This window comes from Collinsella aerofaciens (genome assembly GCF_027679495.1).
GTDB classification, from domain to species: domain Bacteria; phylum Actinomycetota; class Coriobacteriia; order Coriobacteriales; family Coriobacteriaceae; genus Collinsella; species Collinsella aerofaciens_AK.
Window position 1 is genome coordinate 1 of sequence record NZ_JAQEKC010000056.1, and the last position, 1,637, is coordinate 1,637.

The following is a 1,637-nucleotide window of genomic DNA, read 5'->3' on the forward strand; positions in this document are numbered from 1 at the left end:
CCTTGATTATCAACTTCATCCGAACACTTCCCACATTCATCCGCACATGTGCGGATGAATGTGGGAACCCGATACCCTGAGGGCCGGATCGGCCGGCCCCGGGAGATCGGAGGACGGCATGTCCGGAAAGAAGAAAAGTGGCTCCGCAAAGGCGGTCCCGAGGGCCTACGGAAGGCTCACGAGGCACGAGCGGGACACGGTCCAGAGGATGCTGGAGCGCAGGGCGTCGTGCAGGGAGATCGCGAGGGAGCTGGGCAGGTCGCCCTCGACGGTGAGCGCCGAGGTGGCGTCGCACAGGTTCGTGACGGCGCCGAAGGCCAGGCGCGGCGAGCGCGTGGACGCCTCCGCCGACCTGTCGGCGGCCTGCCCGCGCCTGGCGGCATGGCCGCGATGCTGCAACGGCTGCGGCCGGTACCGCGCAATCGGCTGCAAGCGCCGCCCGCACGTCTTCTACGAGGCCCGGGCCGCGCAGCTGTGCGCCGACTCGGTCCTCGTCTCGTCCAGGCGCGGGATAGACGCCGACGAGCCCGCCGCGGCGGCCAGGCTGGAGGCCATCAGGGACTGCCTGCGCCGGGGGCTGTCGCCCGAGCAGATGGCGGCGCGCAACGGCGGCCCGGTGGACCTGTCGCCGTCGACCATCTACCGCTGGGTCTCGGCGGGCTACGACGGCATGACCAACATGGAGCTCAGGCGCAAGGTCGGCTACAGGCCGAGGAAGCGCGCCGCGGGCCGGGCGGCGACCCGCCACTCCGCCCGCAGGTCGCATGCCGCGTTCCTCGCCCTCGGGGAGGACGCGTGCGCCGCGGCCTGGGAGATGGACACCGTCGAGGGGGCCCGGGAGGACTCCGCCTGCCTGCTCACGCTGCTGCACCGCCCCAGCAGGCTCCAGCTCGCGCTGCCGCTGGAGGAGAAGACCGCCGGGTGCGTCGCGGACGCCCTGGAGGGCGTCCGGGCCATCCTCGGCGCCGACGGGACGCGCCGCGTGTTCCGCGCCGTCCTCACCGACAACGGCGCCGAGTTCTCCGACGAGGCGGCGATCGCGGCGCTGCTCGGCGAGGGGCCGGGCGAGACGAGGCTGTTCTACTGCGACCCCAGGCGCAGCGACCAGAAGGGCGCCTGCGAGCGCAACCACGTCGAGATCAGGAAGCTGCTGCCCAAGGGCGCCGGAATCAGGTTCGACCGGCTCGCCCCGGCCGACCTGGCGCTGGCCATGTCGCACGTGAACTCCGAGCCCCGCGGCGCGCTCGGCTTCGCGACGCCCGCGCGCGCCTTCAGGGCGATGCTCGGGGAGGACGCGGCGGCGCTGCTGGACGCCTACGGCGTGGAGGACGTGCCCATCGGCGAACTCGACCTGACGCCGGGGCTCATCGAGAGGGCGCGCGCAGAGAGGGGCGATGCCCCGCTGGCCTAGCCTGGAAGAAAAACGGAATAGACGGACCGACCGTCCGGCTGAGTCTGGGAAGAGGTGCCGGGCGGCGGGCGGAGCATGGCCACCGGACCTATCGAAACACATCTCCACCGTTCCTTCAACTGGGAAAACGGCGCCCCCGGACCCCAGGAGGGGCCGCGGGGGCGTTCGGCTAACTGCGGGAATGGCCTATTCGCTCAATGTGTTCGGCTGAGATCGGAAATCAACC

Annotated in this window: 1 protein-coding gene; it reads left to right on the forward strand. The window is 71.5% G+C overall.

Annotated features, from left to right (window positions below):
* Positions 1 to 118 precede the first annotated feature (118 nt).
* Positions 119 to 1,411, forward strand: a complete 1,293-nt coding sequence (locus tag PGW49_RS10305) for an IS30 family transposase (protein WP_270226437.1) — start codon at positions 119 to 121, stop codon at positions 1,409 to 1,411.
* Positions 1,412 to 1,637: the final 226 nt, after the last annotated feature.

Bases quoted from the DNA above. Each gene is read 5' to 3' on its own strand.
- PGW49_RS10305 (WP_270226437.1), top strand. From the start codon at position 119: ATGTCCGGAAAGAAGAAAAGTGGCTCCGCAAAGGCGGTCCCGAGGGCC.